The organism is Polaromonas sp. P1_G1, assembly GCF_056405595.1.
Window position 1 is genome coordinate 36,215 of sequence record NZ_JBFUBU010000031.1, and the last position, 19,194, is coordinate 55,408.

The 19,194-nt window shown below is 63.7% G+C and carries 14 protein-coding genes; 10 read left to right on the forward strand and 4 right to left on the reverse strand.

Annotated elements, in window-relative coordinates; all coding sequences use genetic code 11:
* Positions 1–135: 135 nt before the first annotated feature.
* Positions 136–3,747 (reverse strand): transglutaminase family protein, encoded by a 3,612-nt coding sequence (locus AC1D1Y_RS16685; RefSeq protein ID WP_477683295.1) that lies wholly within the window; start codon positions 3,745–3,747, stop codon positions 136–138.
* A 281-nt stretch (positions 3,748–4,028) separates the two neighbouring features.
* On the opposite strand from AC1D1Y_RS16685, the gene AC1D1Y_RS16690 reads away from it, so the two are divergent.
* From AC1D1Y_RS16690 to AC1D1Y_RS16735, 10 genes are all read left to right on the forward strand, one after another.
* Complete coding sequence (locus tag AC1D1Y_RS16690; RefSeq protein ID WP_477683296.1) at positions 4,029–6,524, forward strand: DNA internalization-related competence protein ComEC/Rec2; 2,496 nt, start codon at positions 4,029–4,031, stop codon at positions 6,522–6,524.
* Positions 6,525–6,615: 91 nt separating this feature from the next.
* On the forward strand, positions 6,616–8,121 hold the full coding sequence (locus AC1D1Y_RS16695; RefSeq protein ID WP_477683297.1) for a circularly permuted type 2 ATP-grasp protein: 1,506 nt from the start codon (positions 6,616–6,618) through the stop codon (positions 8,119–8,121).
* A 2-nt stretch (positions 8,122–8,123) separates the two neighbouring features.
* Positions 8,124–9,086 (forward strand): alpha-E domain-containing protein, encoded by a 963-nt coding sequence (locus tag AC1D1Y_RS16700; protein WP_436155163.1) that lies wholly within the window; start codon positions 8,124–8,126, stop codon positions 9,084–9,086.
* Positions 9,083–9,910: a transglutaminase family protein gene (locus tag AC1D1Y_RS16705; protein ID WP_477683298.1), complete on the forward strand. Its 828-nt coding sequence runs from the start codon at positions 9,083–9,085 to the stop codon at positions 9,908–9,910. Before AC1D1Y_RS16700 ends, AC1D1Y_RS16705 begins: the two co-directional genes overlap by 4 nt.
* A 69-nt stretch (positions 9,911–9,979) precedes the next feature.
* Complete coding sequence (locus tag AC1D1Y_RS16710) at positions 9,980–10,732, forward strand: class I SAM-dependent methyltransferase (protein ID WP_477683299.1); 753 nt, start codon at positions 9,980–9,982, stop codon at positions 10,730–10,732.
* A 169-nt stretch (positions 10,733–10,901) separates the two neighbouring features.
* Positions 10,902–11,393: a GNAT family N-acetyltransferase gene (locus AC1D1Y_RS16715; protein WP_477683300.1), complete on the forward strand. Its 492-nt coding sequence runs from the start codon at positions 10,902–10,904 to the stop codon at positions 11,391–11,393.
* 52 nt (positions 11,394–11,445) lie between these two features.
* Positions 11,446–12,132 (forward strand): DUF1444 domain-containing protein, encoded by a 687-nt coding sequence (locus tag AC1D1Y_RS16720; RefSeq protein ID WP_477683301.1) that lies wholly within the window; start codon positions 11,446–11,448, stop codon positions 12,130–12,132.
* A gap of 2 nt (positions 12,133–12,134) precedes the next feature.
* Positions 12,135–12,608: a TIGR02594 family protein gene (locus AC1D1Y_RS16725; protein WP_477683302.1), complete on the forward strand. Its 474-nt coding sequence runs from the start codon at positions 12,135–12,137 to the stop codon at positions 12,606–12,608.
* A 15-nt stretch (positions 12,609–12,623) separates the two neighbouring features.
* Positions 12,624–13,022 (forward strand): hypothetical protein, encoded by a 399-nt coding sequence (locus AC1D1Y_RS16730; protein ID WP_477683303.1) that lies wholly within the window; start codon positions 12,624–12,626, stop codon positions 13,020–13,022.
* A gap of 124 nt (positions 13,023–13,146) precedes the next feature.
* A complete protein-coding gene (locus AC1D1Y_RS16735) occupies positions 13,147–14,118 on the forward strand; it encodes a Bug family tripartite tricarboxylate transporter substrate binding protein (protein WP_477683304.1) in 972 nt (323 codons plus the stop codon).
* A 74-nt stretch (positions 14,119–14,192) separates the two neighbouring features.
* On the opposite strand, the gene AC1D1Y_RS16740 is transcribed toward AC1D1Y_RS16735, so the two are convergent.
* The 3 genes from AC1D1Y_RS16740 to AC1D1Y_RS16750 all read right to left on the reverse strand — a co-directional run bounded on the left by AC1D1Y_RS16740 (position 14,193) and on the right by AC1D1Y_RS16750 (position 18,614).
* Complete coding sequence (locus AC1D1Y_RS16740) at positions 14,193–15,395, reverse strand: hypothetical protein (RefSeq protein ID WP_477683305.1); 1,203 nt, start codon at positions 15,393–15,395, stop codon at positions 14,193–14,195.
* A 62-nt stretch (positions 15,396–15,457) separates the two neighbouring features.
* Positions 15,458–16,546 (reverse strand): lytic murein transglycosylase B, encoded by a 1,089-nt coding sequence (gene mltB / locus AC1D1Y_RS16745; protein WP_477683306.1) that lies wholly within the window; start codon positions 16,544–16,546, stop codon positions 15,458–15,460.
* 40 nt (positions 16,547–16,586) lie between these two features.
* A complete protein-coding gene (locus AC1D1Y_RS16750) occupies positions 16,587–18,614 on the reverse strand; it encodes a transglutaminase TgpA family protein (RefSeq protein WP_477683307.1) in 2,028 nt (675 codons plus the stop codon).
* Positions 18,615–19,194: the final 580 nt, after the last annotated feature.

Below are 19,194 nucleotides of genomic sequence, written 5' to 3' on the forward strand. Positions count from 1 at the left end.
CCTGCGGCCCTGAGGCGTAAAGCCTCAATGAAGGGCTGATTCCCGGCCAAATTGGCTATTTATGCCGCTTGCGCATGCAATTGTTGCAGCCATAAGACAGGCTGATAGGCGCCGGGGAAGGGCCCCCGGCCGCCCTCAACGCAGGTCCAGCGTAAACGGGAACTCCCGGCTCGGCTGCGCCGGCGCCACGCGCATCTTGCCCGGCGTGTGGCCCATGCGGAAAAAGCGCGTGAGGCGGCGGCTTTCGGCCTCGTACGAATTGACCGGCAAGGTGTCATAGCTGCGCCCGCCCGGGTGGGCCACGTGGTATTGGCAGCCGCCCAGCGAGCGTTCCATCCAGGTGTCGACGATGTCGAAGGTCAGCGGCGCATGCACGCCGATGGACGGGTGCAGGGCCGACGGCGGGTTCCAGGCCTTGTAGCGCACGCCGGCCACGTATTCGCCGACGCGGCCCGTGCTTTGCAGCGGCAGCGCGCGGCCGTTGACGGTGACCACGTAGCGGTTGTCGTTGAGGCCGGTGACGTGCACCTCGACGCGTTCCAGCGACGAATCGACGTAGCGCACGGTGCCGCCGGCCGAGCCTTCCTCGCCCATCACATGCCAGGGCTCGAGCGCGCTGCGCAGCGTCAGCTCGATGCTGTTGGACTTGACCTGGCCTATCAGCGGGAAGCGGAACTCGAAATGCGGCTCGAACCAGGCCATGTCGAAGGGGTAGCCGGCTTCGCGCAACTCGGTCAGCACGTCTTCAAAGTCCATGCGGATAAAGCCGGGCAGCAGGAAGCGGTCGTGCAGCTCTGTGCCCCAGCGCGTGACGCGGCCGTGGTAGGGCTTGTTCCAGAAGCGCGCCACCAGCGCGCGCAGCAGCAGCTGCTGGGCGATGCTCATGCGCGCATGCGGCGGCATCTCAAAGGCGCGCAGCTCCAGCAGGCCCAGGCGTCCGGTGGCGGAATCGGGCGAATACATCTTGTCGATGCAGAACTCGCTGCGGTGCGTGTTGCCGGTGACGTCGACCAGGATGTTGCGCAAGGTGCGGTCCACCAGCCAGGGCGGCATGTCGGCGCCGTATTTCTTGCGGTTGTTTTCGATCTCGCGCAAGGCGATCTCGAGTTCGTAGAGCTGGTCGTTGCGGGCTTCGTCCACACGCGGGGCCTGGCTGGTCGGGCCTATGAACATGCCCGAGAACAAATAGCTCAGCGAAGGATGGTTGTGCCAGTAGGCGATCAGGCTGCCCAGCACCTCGGGTTTGCGCAGGAAGGGGCTGTCGGCCGGCGTGGCGCCGCCCAGCACGAAATGGTTGCCGCCGCCGGTGCCGGTGTGCCGGCCGTCGGTCATGAACTTTTCGGCCGACAGGCGCGTCTCGTGCGCGATCTTGTAGAGGAACTCGGTGTGCTCCACCAGCTCGCCCCAGTTGTAGGCCGGGTGGATGTTGACCTCGATGACGCCCGGATCCGGCGTGACCTGCAGCATTTTCAGGCGCGGGTCGCGCGGCGGCGGGTAGCCTTCGAGCACGATGCTCACGCCCAGCGACTGCGCCGTGGCTTCCACGGCGGCCAGCAGGTCCAGGTAGTCTTCGAGCCGCTCCATGGGCGGCATGAAGACGTAGATCGCGCCGGTTTCGCCGCGGCCTGATTTGTTGGCCTTGCTGTCGGGGTCGGCCTTGGGTTTGTCCTTGGGGCCGTTGGCGCGCTGCGGGTCGCGTACTTCGACGCACAGCGCGGTGCGTGTCAGCCAGGCGGCTGATTCAAAAGGCTTGGGCGCGCGGTCGTCCTGGGGCGCGGCCGCCTCGGGCGAGGTGCCGGCCGGTTTGCCGTCCGCGCCTTGGGCGCCGTTCGTGCCGTTGTTGCCCAGCGGGCGGAACTGCAGGATGCGGCTGGCCTGCGTCAGTGCTGTATTGCCGGCCATGTAGCGCGCCATGTACTGCGCGAGTGAACTGGCACTGCCGCCCGCGGAGGGCGCCACCGGCGTCGCGCCGCGGGCCGCGCTGAAGCTGCCGTTGTAGCGCGCGGCCAGGGCCGAAGCGGCCGGCAGGTCTTGCCGCGGCGCGAACGGGTCGGCCTCGATCATGTAGGGATAGTCGGTCTTGGACACCCAGGGCACGGAATCCAGCGGCAGGCGGTAACCCATGGGCGAGTCGCCCGGCATCAAATACATGCGTTCTTCGCGGAAGAACCAGGGGCCGGTGGTCCATTTCGGGCCGGCCAGCGAAGGCGAAGCGCCGGCGTTTCTCTGCTTGAGCTGCTCCTTGGTCTGCAGCGGCAGCACATAACCTACGACGGAATCCAGGCCTTGCATGAAGACGCGGCGCAGGCGCTCGCGCTCCATGGCGTCGTCCAGCTTCGAATCAAAGGGGTCGACATTGACCGGCAGCCGGCGCTCGCGCCAGAGGTAATACCAGGTGTCCTCATAGCCCGGCGTGATGTAAGTGGTGGCCAGCCCCAGCTTGCCCGCCAGCGTCTGCACAAAACGCTGCGCGTCGGCGCTGGTGTAGTTGCAAGGCTGGCGCTCGTCGGCGAACAGTTCGGGGTTCTGCCAGATCGGCTGGCCGTCCTTGCGCCAGAAGATGCTCAGCGCCCAGCGGGGCAGCTGCTCGCCCGGGTACCACTTGCCCTGGCCGAAATGCAGGAAGCCGCCTTCGCCGTATTCGGCGCGCAGCTTCTGCACGAGTTCGGTCGCATAGCCGCGCTTGGTCGGGCCCAGCGCGTCGATGTTCCACTCGGCCGCGTCGCGGTCGGTGGTGGCCACAAAGGTCGGCTCGCCGCCCATGGTCAGGCGCACGTCCCCGGCCGCCAGGTCCTGGTCGACCTTCTCGCCGAGCGCCAGCACCTCCTGCCACTGCTCCTCGGTATAGGGTTTGGTCACGCGCGGCGATTCGTAGATGCGCTGCACCGCCATGTGGTGCTCGAACTCGACTTCGGATTTGTCGACACCGCCTTCGACGGGCGCGGCGCTCGACGGCTCGGGTGTGCAGGCCAGCGGGATGTGGCCTTCGCCGGCCATCAGGCCCGAGGTCGGGTCCAGGCCCACCCAGCCGGCGCCGGGCAGAAAGACTTCGCACCAGGCGTGCAGGTCGGTGAAGTCGGCTTCGGCGCCGCTGGGGCCGTCGATGGATTTGACGTCGGCCTTGAGCTGGATCAGGTAGCCCGAGACAAAACGCGCGGCCAGGCCCATGTGGCGCAGCAGCTGCACCAGCAGCCAGCCGGTGTCTCGGCAGGAGCCGCAGGCCAGGCGCAGGGTCTCTTCGGGCGTCTGCACGCCCGGCTCCATGCGGATCGAGTACTTGATGTCCGACTGCAGGCCCTGGTTCAGGCCCACCAGGAAGTCGATGGTGCGTTTGGGTGTGCGGTCGATTTTTTCGAGGTAGCGCTTGAGCAGCGGTGTCGCCGGCTGGGTCGCCAGGTAAGGGGCGAGTTCGCGGGCCTGCAGCGCGTTGTAGGTGAAGGGGAACTCCTCGGCGGCCGGTTCCAGGAAGAAATCAAAGGGGTTGAACACCGCCATCTCGACAACCAGGTCCACCGTGACCTTGAACTCGCGTGTCGGCTCGGGAAACACCAGGCGGGCTTGGTAGTTGGCAAACGGGTCCTGCTGCCAGTTGATGAAATGCCCGGCGGGCTCGACCTTGAGGGAATAAGACAGCACTTGCGTGCGGCTGTGCGGCGCGGGCCGCAGGCGGACCACCTGGGGGCCGAGTTTCACCAGCCGGTCGTATTTGTAGTGGGTGATGTGGCTCAGGGCAACGTGGATGGACAAGGCAACCTCGCTTAAAAAAATAACAGGGCGTGGCACACCGCCGGAAAAATAAACCCATCACAGGCCGCCACATCATGCAGCCTGGACATTAGGACGCGTAGACAGCTTACCCGGATTTGACGGCATTTCTGAAAGCAAGAGCTGCGCCATATGCGGAGTTTGCATGGCTTGCTGTCGGCGCTTTGCCTGGGCCTCCCGTTAAACAGCTTCCTAAAAAAGCAAAAAAAGAAGGGGAGGCAGCTTTGGAGCCAGCTGTATTCACGGTGCCACGGCCATACGCTGTGAGTCCGGGGCCTGTTTTGGCCGGTTTCATCTCGGGCGTAGCCCTGCAATTGCAGCAATCCGCGTTATGGCCGCAGCCAGGCTATGTCCTGTGTTCCGTGCTGGCTGTCGCGGCGGCCGGGCTTTTGTGGCGTTTTGGCAGGCGCGCGATAAAGCCACCCTGGGGCAGGGTGATGTCCGCGTTTGCCCTGGCGGCGTTGCTGGGATGGGGCTCGGCCGGCTGGCGGGCCTGCGTTTTCCAGTCCACGGCGCTGGATCCGGCCCTGGAAGGCCGCGACATTGAGGTCACGGGCAGCGTGTTGGCCATGCCGCAGCCCGGCGAGGACGGCCTCCGATTTCGCCTTGGTATTGAGTCCGCCCGCCTGGACGGCCGCAAGCTCACCCTGCCGCCACAAATCCTGTTGGGCTGGTATTCGGGCTTTGCCGGGCGCGAGCCTCGCCCCCTGGCCCAGGATGCGGACCCCTTCGAAGCGGCGCTGACCCTGCAGCGCCAGCCGCAGGCCCTGCGCGCCGGCGAACGCTGGCGCATGACGGTGCGGCTCAAGGCGCCGCACGGCAACAGCAACCCGCACGGCTTCGACTACGAGCTGTGGCTGTGGGAGCAGGGCATACAGGCCACCGGCTATGTGCGTGCCGGCGTGCATGACGCGCCACCCGAAAAACTTTCCAGCAGCTGGCGGTACCCTGTGGAGCAAGCCCGGCAGGTGGTGCGCGAGAAAATTTTCGCGCGTGTGGAGAACCGCCAGTGGGCCGGCATCATCGCCGCGCTGGTGGTCGGCGACCAGAACGCCATTGAGCGGGCCGACTGGGACGTTTTTCGTGCCACGGGCGTGGCGCATTTGATGAGCATTTCCGGCCTGCACGTCACGATGTTCGCCTGGGCCGCCTCGCTGCTGATCGGCGGCCTGTGGCGGCGCTCCGCCCGCCTCACGTCCCGGCTGTGCCTGGCACTGCCGGCCGCCGGCGCCGGCGCACTGGGCGGGCTCATGCTGGCGGTTCTTTATGCGTTGTTTTCAGGCTGGGGCGTGCCCGCGCAGCGAACCATCTGGATGCTGGCCACCGTGATCCTGCTGCGCCAGGGCGGCCGGCAATGGCCGTGGACACAGACCTGGCTGCTGGCTATGGCCGTGGTGGTCGCCCTGGACCCCTGGGCCTTGATGCAGGCCGGCTTCTGGCTCTCTTTTGTGGCTGTCGGCGTGCTGTTTGCGACGGACGCGGGCGCAGGCCATGCGCGGGGCGAAAGGACGGACCCTTCGGGCACGCCGCAGACGGGATGGCGGCGGTTCGGCCCGCGCTGGCTGGCCGGCCTGGCCCGCGCCGTGCGCGAACAATGGGTGGTGACGCTCGCGCTCACGCCTTTGTCGCTGCTGCTGTTCAACCAGGTCTCGCTGGTCGGCCTGCTGGCCAATGCCGTGGCCATTCCGGCCGTGACCTTGCTGATCACGCCGCTGGCCCTGCTGGGCGTGCTGTGGGCGCCGGCCTGGGCTGCCACGGCGGGCTGCGTCAGCGTGCTGGCGCTGTTCCTGCAGTGGCTGGCGGCCTGGCCCATGGCCTCGATCAGTGTGGCCGCGGCGCCGCTGTGGTGCGCCGCTGCGGGTGTGGCGGGCGGCGGTTTGCTGGCCACACGCCTGCCCTGGCATTGGCGTGTGCTCGGCATTCCGCTGCTGCTGCCCGTGCTGCTGTGGCAGCCGCTGCGGGTCGCGCCCGGGCAGTTTGAACTGCTGGCGGCCGACATAGGGCAGGGCAATGCGGTGCTGGTGCGTACCGCCAGGCACAGCCTGCTCTATGACGCCGGCCCGCGCTTTTCGCGCGAAAGCGATGCCGGCCACCGCGTGCTGGTGCCGCTGCTGCGCGCGCTCGGCGAACGGCTGGACGTGCTCATGATCAGCCATCGCGACATCGACCACATAGGCGGGGCGGCTGCCGTGCTGGCGATGCAGCCGGGAGCCCGGTTCCTCAGTTCGATTGAAGACACCCACCCGTTGCAGGCCCTGCGCAAGGCTGAACGCTGTGTGGCCGGCCAGCGCTGGGAATGGGATGGCGTGCGGTTCGAGGTATTGCACCCGGCCGCCGAGGCCTACGGCGCGGCCGCCAAGCCCAACGCCATGAGCTGTGTTCTGCGCATCTCCAACGGCAGCCGGACAGCCCTGCTGGTGGGCGATATCGAGGTGCCCCAGGAAGCCGCGCTCGTCGCCAGTGTCCCGGCCAGCCTCAAGGCTGACTTCCTGCTGGTGCCTCACCACGGGAGCAAGACCTCGTCGACTGTGGCCTTCCTCGATGCCGTGCGGCCGCAATGGGCCATGGCGCAGGCCGGCTACCGCAACCGCTTCGGCCACCCGGCCGAGGCCGTGGCGGCGCGTTACGAGGCACGCGGCATACACCTTGTGAAGTCCGCACCCTGCGGCGCGGCGCTGTGGGACAGCCAGCGTCCGGATGCCTTGCGTTGCCAGCGGGAGGAGGGCAAACGCTACTGGCATCATGTGCCTGGACGTTAAAAATGCTTGGGAGCTGCGCCGCCTTGGCGCATAACTTGCTAAGCTACGTCAAAACAATGCCCTGAGCAAAAACTTGCTGGAGATCAAGCCAATGAGCCGACCGATGTTTGATGAAATGAATGCCACGGAATCCAGCGTCCGTGAACACTACCAGGGCTACCAGCGCTGGCTGGCCAAGCAGCCGGCCGACGTGATGCAGGCGCGCCGCGCCGAAGCCGAGATGATTTTCCGCCGCGTCGGCATCACCTTTGCCGTCTACGGCGCCAAAGATGAAGACGGCGCGGGCACCGAACGCCTGATCCCCTTCGACCTGATTCCGCGCATCATTCCCGCACATGAGTGGGCCAGCATGGAAAAAGGCCTGGTCCAGCGCGTCACGGCGCTTAACCGCTTCATCCATGACGTCTACCACGGCCAGGAAATCATCAAAGCCGGCGTCATCCCGTCCGAGCAGATCTTCCAGAACGCGCAGTTCCGCCCCGAGATGATGGGTGTCGACGTTCCCGGCAACATCTATTCGCACATCAGCGGCATCGACATCGTGCGCGCGCCCAATGCCCAGGGCGAGGGTGAGTACTACGTGCTCGAGGACAACCTGCGCGTGCCCAGCGGCGTGAGCTACATGCTGGAAGACCGCAAGATGATGATGCGGCTGTTCCCCGAGCTTTTCAGCCAGAACCGTGTCGCGCCCGTTGCCCATTACCCCGACCTGCTGCTCGAGACCCTGCGCGGCATGGCGCCGCCGGCCACGGCCGAACCCACGGTGGTGGTGCTCACGCCCGGCATGTACAACTCGGCTTATTTCGAGCACGCCTTCCTTGCGCAGCAGATGGGCGTGGAACTGGTCGAGGGCCAGGACCTCTTCGTCAAGGACAACTTCGTCTACATGCGCACCACGCGCGGCCCCAAACGCGTCGACGTGATCTACCGCCGCGTCGACGACGACTTCCTCGACCCGCTGGCCTTCCGCCCCAACTCCACGCTGGGCTGCGCGGGCTTGCTCAACGTCTACCGCAGCGGCAATGTCTCGCTGTGCAACGCCATCGGCACGGGTGTGGCCGACGACAAGTCCATCTACCCCTATGTGCCCAAGATGATTGAGTTCTACCTCGGCGAAAAACCCATCCTCAAGAACGTGCCCACCTATATGTGCCGCAACAACGAGGATTTGCAGTACACGCTGGCCAACCTCAAGGACCTCGTCGTCAAGGAAGTGCACGGCGCCGGCGGCTACGGCATGCTGGTCGGCCCGGCCGCCACCAAGGCCGAGATCGAGGAATTTCGCGCCGCCTTGCTGGCCAACCCATCCGGCTACATCGCCCAGCCCACGCTAAGCCTTTCGACCTGCCCGACTTATGTCGAAAGCGGCATCGCGCCGCGCCACATCGACCTGCGGCCTTTTGTGCTGAGCGGCAAGGAAGTGCAGATGGTGCCCGGCGGCCTCACGCGCGTGGCGCTGAAAGACGGCTCGCTGGTGGTCAATTCGTCGCAGGGCGGCGGCACCAAGGACACCTGGATTCTGGAGGGGCCGTCATCGCCGGTGGCGTTCCAGTCTCAATCGCAGTCGCAGTCATCGTCCAAAGTGGGAGGAGCGTAATCATGTTGTCTCGTACTGCCGATCACCTTTTCTGGATGTCGCGATATACCGAACGCGCAGAGAACACCGCCCGGATGCTCGACGTCAACTACCAGACCTCGCTGCTGCCGCAATCGGCCGCCGTCGTGCAGGGCGGCTGGCAGAGCCTGCTGAGCATCAGCGAGCTCAAGCCCTCTTATGCCGCCAAATACGGCGACAGCATCAACCCGCGCGAAGTCATGGACTTCATGGTGCGCGACGAGCAAAATTCCTCAAGCATCGTTTCCTGCCTGCAGAACGCCCGCGAAAACGCCCGCGCCGTGCGCGGTACCTTGACCACCGAAGTCTGGGAAACCCAGAACCAGACTTACCTTGAAGTCATACGCATGCTGCGCAACGGCGACTTCGAGCGCGACCCCGGCCAGTTCTTTGAATGGGTCAAGTTCCGCTCGCACCTGTCGCGCGGCGTGACGGCCGGCACCATGCTGCAGGACGAGGCCTTCCACTTCCTGCGCCTGGGCACCTTCCTGGAGCGCGCCGACAACACCGCCCGCCTGGTCGACGTGAAATTCCACGCTGTTCAGAACGACTTCCTCGGCACCGACGGCGAGAAAGACCAGGAGTACGACTTCTACCACTGGAGCGCGATTTTGCGCAGCGTCTCCGGCTTCGAGGTCTACCGCAAGGTCTACCGCGACGTCATCAAGCCCGAGCGCGTGGCCGAACTGCTGATTTTGCGGCCCGACATGCCGCGCTCGCTGCTGGCCTGCCTCAACGAACTCATGAGCAACCTCGCCATGGTGACCAGCGACACCGCCAGCGAAACCCAGCGCCGCGCCGGCAAGCTGCGCGCCGACCTGCAGTACGCCCGCATCGACGAAATCCTCGCCACCGGCCTGCACGCCTTTCTGACCCAATTTTTGGACCGCGTCAACGAGATAGGCGCGCACATCAGCCGCGAATTTCTTGTGCCGGCGACGCATTGAAACTTCACGTTAGGCACATCACCGACTACCGGTACACCGAGCCGCTGCGCTACGCGCTGCAAACCCTGTGGCTCACGCCGCAGTCCGGCCCGGCGCAAACGGTGGACTACTGGAGCCTGGGCGCGCCCGAAAAGCTGTTCACCCAGCGCGACGCCTTCGGCAACACCATCAGCTCCTACACCTTTGTCGGCAAGGACGCCGACAACGTGCGCTGGAGTCTGGTCAATGCGGCCGGTGACGTCGAAACCCTGGGTGTGGCCGAGTTCAACGACCCGGAAACTCTGCCGCACCCGTATTTCTTTTTGCGCGCCACCCATCTGGCCGAACCGCACTTTGAACTGGCTGAATTTGGCCGGCGTTTTATCCCGCAAAGCCTGGACGGAACAGCCAGCCTGCCGGCCTTGCTGGCCCTGAGCCAAGGCGTGGCCGACGCGGTGAGCTACCGCAAGAACAGCACCAGCGTGACCACCACCGCGCTCGAAGCCTTCAAGTCCGGGGCCGGCGTCTGCCAGGACCAGGCCCACGTGATGGTCGCCATCTGCCGCAGCCTGGGCTACCCGGCGCGTTATGTCAGCGGCTACTTCTACGCCGCCAACGAACCCGACCTGGCCAGCCATGCCTGGTGCGACGTCTGCCTGGACGTCGCCACCCGCCGCTGGGTCAGCATAGACGTGACCCACAGCTGCATGATCGACCAGCGCCACGTGCGCCTGGCCATGGGAACCGACTACAACGCCTGCCCGCCCATCAAGGGTGTGCGCCAGGGCGGCGGCGAAGAGTCCATGACGGTGGAGATCACGATTCAACCGGTTGTGGGAAACTGATAGCTTCCCGACGCCACCAATCGGTTAGAGGCGAAGGTCGTCTTCCTTTCCCTTGATACGTGTAAATCCATGAACACAGACAAAACAGTTTGCCCGGTCTGCAGTGCCAATTGCACACTGCTTGATCCCGTTGATTTCAACAAGTCATGCAATTCCCATCCCCTGGGGCTTTCCGGCGTGCCTGTGACCTACGCAATTTGCCAGAGCTGTGCTTTTTGTTTCGCGCCGGAGATCTGCGCGTGGAGCCTGCAGGAGTTCGAGGAAAAAATCTACAACGATGATTACGTTGCTGTCGACCCCGGTTACATAGAAGGCCGACCAAAAGCCAACGCAACCATGCTCCGTGCCGGATTCGGCAATCTGCATCCCGCCCTCAGGCATCTCGACTATGGCGGCGGCAATGGCACGCTGTCCAGGCTGTTGCGCGAAATCGATTGGCCATCCACTTCATATGACCCCTTTGTGGACAGAGACCTCAGGGTTGAGACGCTGGGCAAGTTCGACCTTATTACCGCCTTTGAGGTGTTTGAGCATGTTCCGGACGTCTGGGCGTTGATGGCCAACCTCAAGAAGCTGATGTCACCGGAGAGTGTGCTCCTGTTCTCGACCTTGACGTCTGACGGGCATATCCAGGCCGGCCAGCCGCTCACCTGGTGGTACGCCTCGCCACGCAATGGGCATATCAGCCTTTTCTCATCGCGCAGCCTGGCGCTTCTGGCGCAGAGCCATGGGCTTCACTTCGGCAGTTTTTCGGAAGGTTTCCATGCCTTCTACCAAGATATACCGTCTTGGGCCGCCCAGCCTCTCACCGAGCTTCTGTGATGTGGCGTGACGCAATCACGCTCCTCTTTGGAGCGCTGATGCGTCCGTCGCCATTCGGCTGACGTCCGGGTCAAGCCTGGCCCGTGCCCCTGGAGCCGGCCATGCAAGATGCGCTTCGTCATTTCCCATCCGTTGCGCTTGTCTTTCAAACATGCAGTACGCTTTCGCCATGACCGATATCAAGCCCGCAATCTTCCCCGATGACCTTCAGCATGTCGTTGCCATCCTTCGGGAGTACGTCGCCAGCCCCAGCGTGAGCCTTGCCTTCCAGAATTACGAGGCGGAATTCGCTGCCTTGCCCGGAAAGTACGCGGCACCCGACGGCCGCCTGCTTCTCGCGTGGAAAGGACCGGCTGTCGTCGGGTGTGCCGCGCTTCGCCGCGTTGACGCAAGCACCTGTGAAATGAAGCGTGTCTACGTGCGGCCGGAGGCGAGAGGCGAAAACCTTGGCCGGCGGCTCATCGAGCGCATCCTTGATGAAGCGCGGGCTGCGGGCTACTCCCGCATCTGCCTCGATGTCTTGCCTGAGTTCGCTGCGGCACAGCGCATCTACGAATCCCTGGGTTTTCAAGCTTCGGCGCCCGTTACCTTCAATCCCGTTCCCGGCACCAAATACCTGGCCCTCGAACTTTCCCCGTCACGGCTTGCGGATGCTGCCTGAGCCCTTAGGGAAACCCCGAGCCGTTGGTATCTAGAATTCATCCATTGTCAAAATGCCAAACCGCCGTTTCCTGATCTGCCTGCTGGCTTTCGTCCCCATCGCGGTCTCGGCCCAGTCCGCTCCGGATGTGGATCGGTCCGCGGGAAACCTGATGCTGGTGCTTCGTGAGAGCATGGGCGCGCCTGCGCGCAAATCGGAAACGCTGGAATACATAGGGAAGGGCAAGGCCCGGCTGAAGAGCGGAGAAGAGGTGGAGTTTGAAATGGCCCACTACGCCTACCTGGGTGACATGCACATCCGTTTTGTGTTCGACGGCCCCACGACAATGATCAATGCAACGCCGAAAGACCTGCAGGCGCTCAATCTGGGCAAACCTGAAGAGGCGCTTCGCGTTGCCATCGCCAACATACGCCGCGTGTATGGCGCTCCTAAAGCGATACCCCTGGCCGGTAACGTCATGCAGGTTGAAAGCGGCTCGTCCGACCTCAACAGCAGCTACTTTCTCGACAAGGCGTTCTGGACGGAACTCAACCAGAAAAATCCGGAAGGCATTGTGGCCGGCGTTCCCAAGCGGGGAGGCCTGGTGTTTGCACCACTTTCGGATTGGCGCTCGGTCGACATATTGCGCTCGAAAATCGCGTACCTGCATACCAGCAGCGAACGCCAGCGGGTTTCTTCAGCGCTGTATTTATTCAAAGATGGAAGCTGGACGCTTTTTCAGGAACCCGGGAAGCAATAGGAATGCCTGATTCCCTCGATCACGGACAGGTGTATTTCACGCCCGTGCAGCAAGCATCCTGGATGCCCATTGCCCTCGCTGAAGCCGGCGTTCGCACGTTTCCCTTGGGCCAGAGCAATCCCCGGGTCACCGAATACCACGCGCTGACCAATATCCCCGGTTATGACGACAAGGCTTCCTGGTGCTCGTCGTTCGTCAACTGGTCGCTGGCCCAGGCCGGTATTCCCGGTACCGGGTCGGCGCTGGCGCGCTCATGGCTGGAGTGGGGCGAACCGCTCACCGCACCCGTGCCCGGCTGCATCGCCGTGCTGTCGCGCGAAGACCCCGGCGGCTGGAAAGGCCATGTCGGTTTCTTTCTTCGCGTGGATGCGGAGTATGTGTATTTGTGGGGCGGCAACCAGCTGGATGAGGTGCGTGAGCATTTCTACCCGCTGGCGGCGGTGCTGGCTTATCGCTGGCCTTCGCGGACGTCATAGCCATAGAAATACGCCATGCCACAAATTCTGCTCGAAGAGTACACGGTCGATGAGGTGCTGGCCCTGCCGACCGATGAACTCCAGGCCATCGTGCTGCGCGACGAGCCGCTGGTGTTCAAGGCCGGCAGCGCCAACATGCTTGGAAAATTCAAGATTGACGGCAATGCGCTCTTGATGGAGCTGGCGCACATTGATGGTGGAGGCGAAGGCGCTTTACCCAGTCTGGCGGCCTTGGCGAGCCGTTTTGCAAAGCGCGAAGGCCTCTCATTCGTGGAGTGGAGAGTCCACGCGGTGCATTGCGCCACGCCGAATCTCAAGCTGCGCCGTGTCCTCGAAAGAAGGGGCTTCGTCGTTCGTGAGGTTGCAGGCGTCGGCGAGTGTTATTGGCTGCGCCTGCCGGTAGGCGGCACTTGACCAGAGTTTTGCGTACCAAGGTCCAAATGACCACCTATACGGGAAACCACCAGTCCCCATTGGCAGCTGATTGACAGCTACGCGCACTAAGGTTGGGGAACACCACTGATAACAAGGATCCCCCATGAAACGCCGCCACCTCCTGCAAGCCACTTCGGTCGCCATCGCTCTGCCCTCGCTGGCCTGGGCCCAGGACAAATACCCCAGCAAGCCCATCACGCTGATCTGTCCATACTCGGCAGGCGGCAATGCCGACCAGCGCTCGCGCCAGATAGGCCGTTTCCTCTCCACGGCGCTGAACCAGCCGGTGCTCGTGGACAACAAGCCAGGCGCAGGTGGCAACATCGGTACCGAGGCCGTTGCCCATGCCAAGCCGGACGGCTACGTCATCGGCATGGGAAATTTCGCTCCGCTGGCGGTCAATCCCACCATGTTCAAGAAAATGAACTTTGACCCGGCCAAGGAGCTGGTGCCGGTCTGCCTGATCGAAAAGGGGCCGCTGGTGCTGATGGTGCCCGCGAGTTCCCAGTTCAAGAGCGTGAAAGACATCATCGCCGCCGCCAAGGCCAACCCCGGCAAGCTGTCGTTTGCCTCCGGCGGCCTGGGCGGCTCGCACCACCTGTCGGGCGAGATGTTCAAGTCGCTGGCCGGCCTGTCCATCACCCACATCCCATACAAGGGTGGAGCGCCCGCCACGACCGACCTGATGGGCGGCCAGGTGGACATGATGTTCGAGCAGATGTATTCGGCTGCACCTTCGATCCGCGCCGGCAAGCTGCGCGCGCTGGCCATCACCAGCAAGACGCGTTCGCCGCTGTTTCCCGATGTGCCCACCATGGCCGAGGCCGGCGTGCCGGGCTTCGAGGTGCAGAACTGGCAAGGGCTGGTGGCACCGGCCGGTACGCCCCCGGCCCTCATCAAGTTGCTCAATGAAACCGTCAACAAGGCGCTCGCCGACCCGACCATCAAGGAGCAAATGCTGGGCCAGGGCAACGAGCTCGGTGGCGGTACACCCGAGCAGTTCGCGGCCCTGATCAAGTCGGAGGCGGATCGCTGGGGAAAACTGGTCAAGAGCGCAAACATCAGGCCCGAGTAGCGCGGCCCGTTTAACGAAGGTGAACTTGCCTTAACCCGTCCATCCAGGCCGAACCAGGGTGAGGTAAAAATTCCTTAGTTCAATTGATCGACGTTGGGCCAAAAGACGGGTCGGATTTCCCGTGTCTGCGCGTCGTAGTAAGACAGATGCGGTGCCGGCGGTGCCTCGCGTTCATCTGCAATCCAATAAGCGCTTCTTCGAATTGGCTGCAAGTTAAAAAGCGTTCGATTGACGAAAACGGCATTTTTTTCTTTTGATACGCTCACGTCATTGGGGGTCAGATTGCCGATGTGACCGTTTGGAAGTCGTGTATTTAAAAGTTCGTCGGTGACAAGAAGCGTTTTTTTATCGACCAGACGTACCTGATCTCCATTGGTGACCCAGTGCGTACCCTGCCAATCTTCCATCAACCATTGGAACGTAGTGTTGTGGGAAAGAGGGTTGAGGCCTTTGAAATCAACAACATTCTGAGGGTTGACCTGGACACACTGGAACAAGTGTTGCAGTCCAAGCGCGGGTGGAAAGTTAAATCCGTATCCACAGAATGCAAACGTCTTCCCATCGGGTGCATAAAAAGGCCCTGTAGTCTCACGGCCCCACGATATATGTGTGGCAAACAGATCAAACTTCGGTGTTTCTGATTGCGCCTTGAACTCATATTCATAGACATCACGCACACCACCGGTTCTTCCGCTAGCCAAGGTGACTTTGGCGACAGTTCGCCAATACAAGATAGCCTGATCGTCGGGTCGCCAGGCGGGCCTGGTTGCGCTGTAGACGGCTGCAATCTGTTGTCCCTGACTCAAGTCGGTCGTGGATTCGCTCATGGCGGGCTGGCCGTTGTAGAAGGCGCAGTCCAGCTTTTCCAATGGATGCGGAACCGATGGTACGGTGCCCGAAGCCCTTGGCGGGGCGGGCTGCGATTTGACGGGGCAGTTGGCAAGCACATAAGCCAGCTTTTTGCCATTCCAGGACACGCTGGGCCAGATGTAGCTCTTGTCCGGGTCCTGCCCGGCAATGAGGCTCCAATGCCCGGTGGTCGGCGTGCCGTCTTCCAGGGGCTGCGCTTGCCCATTCGGCTCCCAACGCAGCAGGCGGCAATACAGCGGGTTGTGGTAGCTGCAAAGATTGACGATCACCCAGCTGTCATCGGGTGCGAAGCGGGCATAGATGGGAAACCAGCGTACGGTTGGCTGGGTCTGCGGCGCGGGCGCCGTCTGCGCCATCGCTGCCGCAGTCATCAGCAGTCCAAGCGCCCATGTTGTCAGTTGCTTCATGTTTGCCTTTCAGGCTTCAAAGGGAAACAGCCGCCAATCCCGCGACAGAATTTAAATGGCTATTACGGTGTGCTTGATTTGACCCGCGCCGCCACTTCCCGCCCCAGCTCAATCACCGCCATCGCGTAATAGCTGCTCCAGTTGTAGCGTGTGATGGCGTAGAAGTTTTCGGTGCCGGCGACGTACTGCGGGGCGTCCTGGCCGTTGAGCAGTTCGATCAGCGCGAGCGGGCCGGGGTGTTGCAGGGCAGGGCCTTCGAGCACCGCGCCTTTGGCGGTGAAGCTGGCGACGCTGAAGGTCGGCAGGATGTCGGGCGCCATCAGTGCGTCCATGTCGAGGCGGCTTTTGTCGAAGCTGACCGGGTAGTGCGTGGGCATGCCGGGTTGCCAGTTGAAGGCCTTGAAGTAGCTCGCGACGGAGCCGATCACGTCGGCGGGGCTGTTCCAGAGGTCGATGTTGCCGTCGCCGTCGAAATCGACGGCGTACTTGACCCAGCTCGAAGGCATGAACTGCGGCATGCCCATGGCACCGGCAAAGCTGCCGCGCGCGTCAAAGGGGCTGGCTTCGCGCCGGCTCTGCAGTGTCAGGAACTGTTCGATCTCGCCCTTGAAGAACTCGCTGCGCTCCCTGGCGCGCGGATGATTGGCCGGGAAATCGAAAGCCAGCGTGGTGAGTGCGTCCATCACGCGAAAGCTGCCGGTGTCGCGGCCGTAGATGGTTTCCACGCCGATGATGCCGACGATGATCTCGGCGGGCACGCCATATTCCTTTTCAGCGCGCTCCAGGGTCTGCTGGTTTTCCAGCCAGAAGCGACGGCCGGCTTCAATGCGCACCGGGTCTATGAAACGGCTGCGGTAAACGCGCCAGTTCTTGACAAAAGCCTTGGTGGGCGGCTGCATCAGGCGCGCGACGGTGGCGTTGTAGCGCGACTGGCCGATGGCATCGCGCACCCAGTCGGGGTCCAGGTCGCGGCGCGCGGCCATATCGTCGGCGAACTGCATGGCCTCGGGCCGCGTCGAATACAAGGGGCCTTGGGTTTGCGCGGCGTTGGCCGAGACTTTTTTCCGGGCGGGCTGGGCGTCTCCGGCCCAGGCGGAGCAGGCCAGGGCAGCCGTCAGCAAAAGGGCAGGTCCGGAGCGGTGAAGGGGCATGGCGCGGGGCGATCAGATAGAGGGTGGAGCAAGCCCGATTTTAAGCAGGCCAGCTCAGCCGGCTGAACTCTTCCCTCAGCGCATGCAGCTGCTGCGCCGTTTTGCCCGCAGCGGCCGGCGCGGCGGCGTAGCGCTGCTGCTCCAGGCGCAGCAGCCAGTCGGCCAAGGCCTGGGCGGTGCTGTCAGGCTGCTGGCCGTAGCGGGCCAGCACCTCCTGTGCGAGCTGGCGCGGTGAAGTGGCAGGGGTGCTGGGAATGCCGGCCTTGTCCAGCCGCTTGCGCGCGCGGGCCAGCAGGCGCACCCAGGGGTCGTGCTGGGCGCGGTCCCACAAGGTCCAACCGGCGCCCAGCAGCGCGGCTGCCACGATGATGGCAATCAGGACATAGCTCAGGTCTTCCCAGCTGGGCGACTCAAAGCCGAGGTTTTTCAGCAGGTCGAGCTGCCGGCCCTGGGTGTAGTTGAGCACCCACTGGTTCCAGTTGTTGTTGGCCGCTTCCCAGAACAGGCGTAACTGGGTCATGAATGTCGGGCTGAAGGAACCCAGGGCCCGCGCGACCGCGCCTTGCGGCACCACGAGCCGTTCGAACTCACCGATGCGCGCGGGCGCGACCACCGAGGTCGGGTCCACGCGTATCCAGCCGCGGCCGGACTGCCAGACCTCGGCCCAGGCGTGGGCGCTGCTCTGGCGCACCACCCAGAAACCGTCGACGCTGTTGAGCTCCCCGCCCTGGTAACCGGTGACGATGCGTGCGGGGACGTCCATGGCGCGCATCAAGATGACAAAGGCCGAGGCGATGTGCTCGCAAAAGCCCTGCTTGCGGTCGAACCAGAATTCGTCGGCCGTGTGCTGGCCGTAAACACCAGGCTCCAGCGTGTAGGTGTAGCCGCCGGTGCGCAGGCGTTCCAGCACCACCTCCACCAGCCGGGCGGTGTCCGCGCCTCGCAGGCGCGGGTCGCCGCGTATTTCGCTGGCCAGCGCCAGGGTGCGGGGATTGAATCCGGATGGCAGGTCCCTGAACTCCTGCAGGCCCGGCACGGATTGCAGCGGGCCGTGCTGGAAGGCGGGGTAGCTCTGGGCTTTGTAACGCACGAGGTCGGTGAAAGGCCGGTTGGCCAGCCACTGGAGGTCGGGCTGCATCGCGCTTTGGTAGCCGGCCGGCAGCGCGGGGTTTTGCACCGCCGCTTCCATCACGAATAGCCAGGGGCGGTTGGTGGGCTCCAGCGTGACTTCGTAGTTGAGCGGTTCGCCCGAGACCGCCAGGTCGGCCGTCACGCCGTAGCGCGCCGCCGTGTTCAGGCGCGCGGGCCGCCACTCGATACCGTCGAAACTGGACAGCACCGGGCCGCGAAAGTACATGTCCTGCTTGCGCGGCGGCGCGCCCTCGAACTTGATGCGCAGGGCCACGCTTTCATCGAGCGCCAGTTTTGCGATGGTGCCCACCTGCATGCTGGAGCTCAGGCCGCTGCGCCCCGTCATGGCGTCGCCGGGCACGCCCCACAAAGGCGCCAGCCGCGGGAACAGCATGAACAGCACCAGCATGATGGGCGTGCCCAGCAGGGCCATCCAGCCGGCGGTTTTGGCGGCCTGAGCCAGCGGCGGCCTGCCGACCGGCATGTGTGCGTTGACCAGCATGGTCAGCAGGCCCAGCAGGCCCACCAGCATGCTGAAGGCCGTCAGCAGGGACTGCGAGTAGAAAAAATTGCTCAGCATGCAAAAGAAGCCGAGAAAAAACACCACAAAGGCATCGCGCCGCGCGCGCAGTTCCAGCGTCTTGAGCGTCAGCAGCACCACCAGCATGGTCACGCCCGCGTCGCGGCCCAGCAGCGAGCGATGCGAGATCCATGTCGCGCTGATGGTGAGAGTCAGCAGCAGCAGCAGCCAGTACTTGCCCGGCAGCGGCCGCGCCAGCACGGCCAGCCGGCCGCGCCAGAGCAGCACGGCGGTTGCCAGGGCGCTGCACCAGAGGGGTAGTTCGTTGACCTGCGGTAGGAGGATCCAGGCTATGACGGCCAGGAGGAATAGGGTGTCGCGGGCGTCGCGAGGGAGGGAATTGAGGCGGGTCAGCATGGGAGTTCTGTTTTCTCTGCTGAGGGCTGCTGGCCGGGGGTAGCCCGGCGGCTACTCACTTTTCTTTTGCTTCGCAAAAATAAAATTAAGAAAAATAAAAGGCGACCCTGGTTGCTGCGTCCCTCCGCTTCGCTACGGGCAACCTGCGGTGCTCGGTCCAGACGGGGTCTCGCTAAACTCGCTTCGCTCAGACAACGCGATCCCTGATCCGTCTGGACCTCCGCTCCTCGGCGCATCCACAAGGGGTGGGGAAGGAATACCCAACAGCCGAAGACAGAAAACCGAAAACTTGAAGAAACAAGGACACGCCAAGGCGTGTCCTTGTTTGTATTTGCCTTGCTGGTATTTCTGTCTTCTGTCCCCGCTCCCGATTGCCCCGTCCTGGCTGGGCCGAGGAGCGCAGAGACAAGCGGATCAGGGCTGGCGTTGTTTGAGCCGAAGGCGAGTTTAGCCAGACCCCGCTTGGCTCGAGCACCGCAGGTTGCCCGAAGCGAAGCGTAGGGACCCAGACTGCGGGTCGCCTTTCTTTTGCTTACTTTTCTTTGGCGAAGCAAAGAAAAGTGAGTCGCCGCCGGGCGAC

Bases quoted from the DNA above. Each gene is read 5' to 3' on its own strand.
- AC1D1Y_RS16695 (WP_477683297.1), top strand. From the start codon at position 6,616: ATGAGCCGACCGATGTTTGATGAAATGAATGCCACGGAATCCAGCGTC.
- AC1D1Y_RS16700 (WP_436155163.1), top strand. From the start codon at position 8,124: ATGTTGTCTCGTACTGCCGATCACCTTTTCTGGATGTCGCGATATACC.
- AC1D1Y_RS16710 (WP_477683299.1), top strand. From the start codon at position 9,980: ATGAACACAGACAAAACAGTTTGCCCGGTCTGCAGTGCCAATTGCACA.
- AC1D1Y_RS16715 (WP_477683300.1), top strand. From the start codon at position 10,902: ATGACCGATATCAAGCCCGCAATCTTCCCCGATGACCTTCAGCATGTC.
- AC1D1Y_RS16720 (WP_477683301.1), top strand. From the start codon at position 11,446: ATGCCAAACCGCCGTTTCCTGATCTGCCTGCTGGCTTTCGTCCCCATC.
- AC1D1Y_RS16725 (WP_477683302.1), top strand. From the start codon at position 12,135: ATGCCTGATTCCCTCGATCACGGACAGGTGTATTTCACGCCCGTGCAG.
- AC1D1Y_RS16730 (WP_477683303.1), top strand. From the start codon at position 12,624: ATGCCACAAATTCTGCTCGAAGAGTACACGGTCGATGAGGTGCTGGCC.
- AC1D1Y_RS16735 (WP_477683304.1), top strand. From the start codon at position 13,147: ATGAAACGCCGCCACCTCCTGCAAGCCACTTCGGTCGCCATCGCTCTG.
- AC1D1Y_RS16740 (WP_477683305.1), bottom strand. From the start codon at position 15,395: ATGAAGCAACTGACAACATGGGCGCTTGGACTGCTGATGACTGCGGCA.
- mltB (WP_477683306.1), bottom strand. From the start codon at position 16,546: ATGCCCCTTCACCGCTCCGGACCTGCCCTTTTGCTGACGGCTGCCCTG.
- AC1D1Y_RS16750 (WP_477683307.1), bottom strand. From the start codon at position 18,614: ATGCTGACCCGCCTCAATTCCCTCCCTCGCGACGCCCGCGACACCCTA.